The sequence below is a fragment of the Acidovorax sp. genome (assembly GCF_021287135.1).
Lineage (GTDB): Bacteria > Pseudomonadota > Gammaproteobacteria > Burkholderiales > Burkholderiaceae_C > Acidovorax.
Genome location: NZ_JAJTBB010000076.1, coordinates 24,663 through 31,020, shown reverse-complemented (window position 1 = coordinate 31,020; position 6,358 = coordinate 24,663). Strand labels below are relative to the sequence as shown.

Annotated in this window: 5 protein-coding genes; 1 reads left to right on the top strand and 4 read right to left on the bottom strand. The window is 70.2% G+C overall.

Going from position 1 to position 6,358, the window contains the following annotated elements; genetic code table 11:
* Positions 1 to 94: 94 nt before the first annotated feature.
* From LWW96_RS17200 to LWW96_RS17190, 3 genes are all read right to left on the bottom strand, one after another.
* Positions 95 to 814 carry a hypothetical protein gene (locus LWW96_RS17200; RefSeq protein ID WP_291489080.1) on the bottom strand — a complete coding sequence of 240 codons (720 nt, stop codon included), beginning with the start codon at positions 812 to 814 and terminating at the stop codon, positions 95 to 97.
* A gap of 269 nt (positions 815 to 1,083) precedes the next feature.
* The gene (locus LWW96_RS17195; RefSeq protein ID WP_291489079.1) at positions 1,084 to 3,618 is read right to left on the bottom strand and encodes a penicillin acylase family protein; all 2,535 of its coding nucleotides are present in this window, start codon (positions 3,616 to 3,618) and stop codon (positions 1,084 to 1,086) included.
* Positions 3,619 to 3,718: 100 nt separating this feature from the next.
* Positions 3,719 to 4,630: an adenylate/guanylate cyclase domain-containing protein gene (locus LWW96_RS17190; RefSeq protein ID WP_291489078.1), complete on the bottom strand. Its 912-nt coding sequence runs from the start codon at positions 4,628 to 4,630 to the stop codon at positions 3,719 to 3,721.
* Positions 4,631 to 4,927: 297 nt separating this feature from the next.
* On the opposite strand from LWW96_RS17190, the gene LWW96_RS17185 reads away from it, so the two are divergent.
* The gene (locus tag LWW96_RS17185; RefSeq protein ID WP_291489077.1) at positions 4,928 to 5,278 is read left to right on the top strand and encodes a hypothetical protein; all 351 of its coding nucleotides are present in this window, start codon (positions 4,928 to 4,930) and stop codon (positions 5,276 to 5,278) included.
* A 22-nt stretch (positions 5,279 to 5,300) separates the two neighbouring features.
* On the opposite strand, the gene LWW96_RS17180 is transcribed toward LWW96_RS17185, so the two are convergent.
* A complete protein-coding gene (locus LWW96_RS17180) occupies positions 5,301 to 6,290 on the bottom strand; it encodes an LD-carboxypeptidase (RefSeq protein ID WP_291489076.1) in 990 nt (329 codons plus the stop codon).
* Between the last annotated feature and the right edge of the window lie 68 nt (positions 6,291 to 6,358).

Sequence of the window (6,358 nt, the reverse complement as noted above, 5' to 3'; positions counted from 1 at the left end):
CTGCGCCCAGGGGGCCACCCTGGGCTTGTCGGTAGCACCACGCGATCCTCGGTTTTCGCGCGTTTCGCTTCGATGCCTTCTGCCGCGCAGACTCCTAGCCGGCATGCGGCAAGTCGTCCGGCCCGGCCACGGACATCGGGGGCAGGTTCTGCATAGCGGCCTGGGCAGCCATCAGCAGCATCTGCGTGGCGTGCGCGATCTCGGCAAGGCTGCGCTCGGCGCGCTCCATGCGCAGGAACACCCGGCCGTGCACCAGCATCAGCAGCAACGGCGTCTGCGCCCGCACGGCGCTGCGCTCCCCCTCCAGGAAGTTCAGCAGCTGCGACACCACGGGCGCATGCACCCAGCGCTGCGCGACCTCCATGCGCTCCGCCACCACGGCGAAATGCTGGCGAAACGAGGCCGGCAGCCCCGGCCAGGCCATCTCTTCGTACATCGCCAGCCAGCGCACCTCTTCGGGCAGGCTGGCATCCACGCGGGTCTGCAGGGTGTCGGTGATCGCGCTGTAGGCGCGGCCCTCCAGCGCCTCCCGCAGGCAGCGGTTGAGCACCATGACGGCCGCATCCGGGTCGGCGCCCACGTCGGCGCGGCCCCGCAGCTCCAGGCCGCGCACATACTCGCGCGTGGGCGTGCCGCTTTCCAGCCGCCAGGCCTGCCCGCCGACATCGCCCCCCAGATCGAAGTGCCCTTCCGTTGCGTGCGGCACGATGGCAATCTGCTGCGCTGCCGCCCAGCGGGCCACCTCCTTGTTGGTAACGGGCCCGCCAGCGGGAGCGCCGGGGGCGCTGAAGACTTTGCGAAGGCGATCAAACATGGCGGGCGGAAGCACGGAGCTTCGGAAAGGTCGAGATTCCGCATTATTGGGGGCAACCGCCAGCGCGGCAAACCCGCGGGGCAGCCTGCCGCACCGGGGGCCCTGGCGGCCCGTGCCATCACCAGCATCGGGCCAGCAAAAGCTATCAAATTTATAGCTGCTAGCGCTTATCTACAAAGCGCTAGAGGCCATTTCAATCAAAAATTCCGCCGCCTGCGCCGCACCCGCAACGCGGCGGGCGCAGCGAGTGCGCCTGCCGTGCCGGCCGCCTACGGCGCAGCCGGTGCCGGGTTCAACGCCAACGTGTGCGCCCAGCGGCCGGGCCGGCGCTGCAATGCGCGGTACCCCGTTTCCGCCCAGGTGGCGCTCATGTCGCGGTAGCGCGGCGAGAACACCAGCCCGCTCTGGCCGGTCTGGTAGATGAAGCGCGACTGCTCCAGGTCAGCCAAGTCATACACGGCCCGCAGCGAAGGAGCATGCCGGTTCACGAACGGGCCCTTGGCCTCGCCCGCGTTGTACTGGCCCACGTTGACGGTGTAGGCGTCACCGTGGGACGGCACGCTCACGTCGAAAAAGCGCGCCAGCGCGGCAACGCTGCCGAAGGGCCGGTGGGCGCTGAGCGCCGGGTGGGCCACGCCCCAGCGCCAGCGGGCCGGGTCTGCGCCGTAGTCCGCCTGCAGCCGGTCCAGCGCCCGCCCCAGGGCCGCCGAGGACTGCTCGGCGCAGGTCTTCGGCTGGCACCACCAGGCGTCGTTGCGCTCCAGGATGCCCTCCAGGGCGGCGCGGTAGTCGCGCTTGCCGTAGGTGGCGTCGAACCGCTCCTGGCCGATGCGCGGCACCAGCAGGCCGCGCGCCAGCTCGTCCGTCCAGGCCGCGAAGATCAGCGGCGCGGCGCGTTGCGCGTCCATCACCCCGTCAAAACCCTGCAGCTGCTGTTGTGCAGCGGCCGCCAGCGCATGGGACGGCTGGGCCTGCAGCAGGTACGGCAGCAGGCGCCGGGCGGCCAGCGACGTCACGTCGCGGTGGATGGCCTGCATGCTGGCCACGTCGTGCCGGGGGGTCGCCTCGATGAGCTGCGCGATGCGCTCGTAGCGGTAGGGCAGCGTCCAGTCCTGCGTGAGGTAGTGCGGGTAGCCGGGCGCCGTGACGCGCTGGTTGGCGGTGGCGATCCAGCCCTTGGCGCCGTCGTCCTGCGGCGTCTGGTCGTAGGGCAGCCAGCCCTTCCAGTCGTAGCGCGCGTCCCAGCCGGGGGATGGCGCCACCCCGCGGATGTCGTTGGCGGCGTCGCGCACCGGCACGCGGCCGGCGGCCTTGAAGCGGATGGTGCCCTGGTCGTCCGCCGCCACCACGCTCTGCATGGGCGAGTGGTAGTGCGCCAGGCCCGCGAACAGCTCGTCCACCGTCTTGGACTGGTTGGTCTTGAGGCCCGCCACCACGGTCTGGTTGTCGGCATCCAGCGCCGTCCAGCGCAGGGCCAGCACATACTTGCCTAGGTCCAGCACGTCCGCGTGCGACTTCTGCACGTCGCTCAGGACGGGGCCGTGGCGGGTGCTGCGCAGCTGCAGCACCACGTCAGCCTGGCCCTTGACGCGGATCGTCTCCTGGCGCACGGTGAACGGCGCCCAGCCCTGCGGCGTGCGGTATTGCGTGGCGTCGGCCGGGTTGATCTGCTCCAGGTAGAGGTCCTGCACGTCGGGGCCGGTGTTGGTGAATCCCCAGGCCACCTTGTCGGTGCGGCCGAGCACCACAAAGGGCAGGCCCGGCAGGGTCGCGCCCACGGCATCGATCGCCGCGATGGGGGTTCCGTCCGATGCGCGGCCCGCGGGGGCCTGCAGGCCGGCAAAGTACCAGATGGCCGGGGCCGACAGGCCCAGGTGCGGGTCGTTGGCCAGCAGCGGCTTGCCGCTGACCGTGCGCGAACCGGCCAGCACCCAGTTGTTGCTGCCCTTACCTTCGTTGGTGCCCGCGTTGCGCGCCAGCTCATCGGCCCAGGCCAGCATGCCGGCACCGATCTGCCGGTCCAGAAAGCCCGCCGCCTGCGCGTTGGCGGTGCCATGGGCGCCGGAGGCCGCCGCCGGGCCGCTGGCCCCCGCGGGGCGGTAAACGCCCAGGCTGCGGTACAGCTGCGCCAGATCGGCCGCGGCCGCGGGCTGCTCGCCGGGGTACGGCGGCATCAGCTGCCACAGCCGGTCCGTGTCCAGCGTACGCGCCACCGACAGCCGCGCAAACTCGTTGCCCCAGTTGCCGCCCAAGTCCAGCGCCATCATCAGGGCCCACCCCACGCTGTCCTCCGGCGTCCATACCGCGCCCTCGGCGCCGCCGGGCTGCACGCCCAGCACCTGGAACTCGGGCGGCAAGGCCTGCGGACGGTTCTTGTGAAACGCCTGGATGCCGCGGGCGTAGGCCTGCAGCGCCTCCTGGGCGTACAGCGGCAGGCCTTCGTACTGGCGGCGCGCGGCGCCCAAGATGTCAAGGCCCCGCATGAGCTTGTCGGTTTCCAGCGTGGCGGGGCCAAAGACTTCAGACAGCTGGCCGTGCATCACGCGCCGGTTGAACTCCAGCTGCCAGGTCCGTTCCTGCGCATGCACGAAGCCCATGGCAAACCAGGCGTCCTGCGGCGACTGGGCTCGCACATGCGTGACATCCGCCCCGTCGCGCAACACCTGCACGGGCTGGGCGAGGCCCGCCACGGCCAGCCCGCCATCGAGCCGTGCAAAGCTGCGCTGCACGTACAGCGCCGCGCCGGCGCCGGCCAGCAGGGCGGCGGCCACCAGGCCAACGGCCGTCTTTTTCATCCATGCCATGTTCAGTCTGTCTCCTGTGCGTTTGAGGTTCTGCAAGCCGCGCACGGGCGGCGGTGGATTGGGCGGTGCCTGCCGGCACCGCACCGGGGGTGCGGGCGGCTCACACCAGGTGGACGCTGGCGCCCGCCACGTGGAAGCGGATCACCGGCGCGCTCGCTTCCATGAACGATACGCCCAGGGCGATCTCGCCGGTCCCGTGCAGCTGGCAGCCATCGCGGCGCAGCCGCACCAGCGAATCGCTGCCCTCGAACCGCACCCAGGTGCCAAAGCTGCTCATGTCCGTCAGCACGAAGCCGCCGTTACGCCAGTCAATGCGCGCATGCAGGCGCGACACGCGCGGGTCGTTGATGCACAGCTGCGCATGCGTGGCGCGGCCCAGGAGCACGGGCACGTCAGACGAGGAAAACGTGTGGTCCACCCCGTGCCAGGAAAACTGGATCTTGCCCAGCACCGAGTCCTCGGGCGCAAAGCTGCTCATCAGCGTGGCCTGCATGGTGAGGGAGTCGGGCGCTTCGTCCTCGCGCCACTCGACCTGGTAGAGCATCTGCAGTTCGGACTTGCCCCGGATCTCCAGCAGGCCCATCTTGCGGTACCAGACCTCCGGCGCCGCCCCGGCGAGCAGCACGGTGGTCTCGGTGGCCCAGATCTCGCCCGCCCCGGCCCGCTCGCACAGGCGCGAGGCCACGTTGACGGCATCGCCATAGCAGTCCCCGTCCACCTCCACCACCTCGCCGCTGGCCACGCCGACACGCAATTCCATGCGCACGGGCTGGGGCCACCGGCCCTGGCGCTCGTGCTGCTGCCGCAACAGTGTGGCGGTGGCCGAAACGGCTCCGGCGGCGTCGCCAAAAATGCCCAGCACGCCGTCCCCCAGGGTCTTGACCACCCGACCACCGCAGGCCTCCAGGGCGTCGCCGATGCGGCGGGTCATCTGCGTGATGGCTTCGGTGGCGCGCTCGTTGCCCAGCGCTTCAAACAGGGCGGTGCTGCCGGAGATGTCTGCAAAGACCATTGTCGATAACACAGTCATGGGCAACGGCCTGAAAGTAACACCATGTTATTCAGTTTAGTCCAAGCCTTCCGCGGGCGCACACAAAGCTGCGGCCCCGGCCCACGAACGGCCCCGGGGCCCGACCAGCGGCCCCCCTTTCTTGCGCGCCCTCTCCCCCGGCACCCCCCGGCAGGCGTGAAAAACTGCACGGCCCCTGCCCCGGGTTTGTTGTCTTTACGCAAAAACAGGAGCATGCCTCTTGCGCCGCGCCTCGCGCCGACTTACTTTGACAGCCCGTCTTCCTACCCGATCGCTCCGATGCGCTGGATCAAGCCCAACCTCCGCAACAGCCTGCACGACCTGCTGGGCCGTGACAAGCCGTCGTCCACGGGATGGGTGCGCCACCAGGGCCTGGAGGTGGTGCGCACGGCCATGCTGCAAACCCTGTCGGGCCTGGCGGGCTGCGAAGTGGCGCGCATGAACATGCGCTTGCGCTATGCCGCAGACATCGAAGCCCTGTGGTACCTGCGCAGCGACCTGCAGGGTGTTCTGGCGCCGCTGCGCGGGGCCGCATCCGCGCAGGCGGAGGTCGAACGCATCACCCGGCTCTTTCAGGGCCAGTTGCCGACCGCCCCGCGGCCCGCACACGGGACCGTGCCGCATCCTTGACGCTCAGAACGTGCTGGCGTTCTCAGTGCTGGTGTCCCCAGTAGATCAGCGCGTCCCGCCCTTCCACCGACAACGACACCTGCGCGCCCACGGGCAGCAGCACCTTGGTGTCGACATGCCCAAACGGCAGGTTGGTCAGCACCGGCGCCTTGATCTGCGTGCGCAGCCAGTCCACCACGGATTGCAGCTTGAAGCCCTTGTCGTGCGGCGCCAGACGGTAGCCGGTGAACTGGCCCAGCACCACGGCCTTTTGCTGCGCCAGCACGCCCGCGTGCAGCAGCTGCGTGAGCATGCGCTCGATGCGGTAGGGGTGCTCGCTCACGTCCTCCACAAACAGGATGCCGCCCTTGACCTGCGGGAAATACGGCGTGCCCACCAGGCCGGTGAGCACGGCCAGATTGCCGCCCCACAGCTGCGCCTGCTTCACGTACACCTCGGGGACGGCCGGGCGCCCGTCGGCCCGGGGCTTTTCGCGGCCCAGCGTCCAGCCGGTGCCTTCGCCGTGGCCGGTCAGCAGGTCATCGAAGCAGGCCAGCATGATGTCGTCGGGCTCGCCCTCCACCCCAAAGTCGCTGATCAGTGCGGGCCCGGCCCAGGTGGTGGCACCGGTCTGCGCCAGCACCGCGTTCTGGAAGGCCGTGAAATCGCTCAGTCCCACAAACTTCATGCCGCCCGCAATCGCCTTGGCCACGGCCTTGTAGCGGATGCCGGGCAGGATGCGCGTGAGGCCATAGGCCCCGCGCGTGATCAGCGCCACGTCGGCCCCGCTGGCCGCCGCGCGGTGGATGGCGGCCAGGCGCGTGGCGTCGTCGCCCGCAAAGCGCGTGTGCACGGCCTGGGCGTCGGGGTCCACCTCCACCTCGTGGCCCAGGGCCTTCAGGCGCGCAATGCCGCGCTTGAAAGCCGCCTTGTCGCGGATGGCGCTGGCCGGCGAGTAGATGTAGATGTGCTGGGGCCCGTGGTCGTGCGCGCAGTGCGCGGAGTCGTGGTCGAGGTGGTGGTCGTGCTGCAAAGCGTTCAGGCGCGCTGCGCCTGCTCCAGATAGGGGGGAAAGGGGCGGAACCGCCGGCAGGCCAACGC